This window comes from Italian clover phyllody phytoplasma str. MA1 (assembly GCF_000300695.1).
Classification (GTDB): domain Bacteria; phylum Bacillota_I; class Bacilli_A; order Acholeplasmatales; family Acholeplasmataceae; genus Phytoplasma.
This window is the reverse complement of the sequence record NZ_AKIM01000089.1, coordinates 1-515: the sequence shown is the minus strand read 5'-3', so window position 1 is coordinate 515 and position 515 is coordinate 1. Positions and strand designations below refer to the sequence as shown.

At 24.9% G+C, this 515-nt stretch carries 1 pseudogene; it reads left to right on the top strand.

From position 1 onward, the window contains the following. Window positions 1-4 precede the first annotated feature (4 nt). A pseudogene (locus RI01_RS03920) lies at window positions 5-100 on the top strand (endonuclease); the annotation flags it as partial. Between the last annotated feature and the right edge of the window lie 415 nt (window positions 101-515).

The following is a 515-nucleotide window of genomic DNA, read 5'->3' as shown; positions in this document are numbered from 1 at the left end:
TATTATGAGAATCAAAAACTTAAATCAACGCACCAAATTATGGTATCAACACCGCAAACAATACATCAACGCTTCCAAAATCGCTTCTATTACGGGTTTAGTGACCTGTGCAAGATTTCGTTTTGTCGGATAAACAAGCTATTGATGTAGAAATTAAAAAAATAGTTAATGAATCGTTAGAAAAAAAACCATTAACAAAGAAGACTTGGAAAATTCACTATAATGAAACAACTTACAAACTTTTTTTCATTATAGTAAAAATATATTAAAAATGATTTTTTTCTAGGAATGAAGATTTATCTGTTATTCAATAAGGTTTTTTAAGATTTTTTCCATTTTAAATTGTCAAAAAAAACATCATCAACAATTTTTATCATTAAAGATTAAAAGAGTCTAAAAAAACAACAAAAATACATTTTAAAAAAATATCTACAAAATATTTTCATCAGTTTTGCTTTAAAAAAGGCCAATGACGAGAGATAAATAATCAGTCCCCCTTTTAATTATGTTATAAT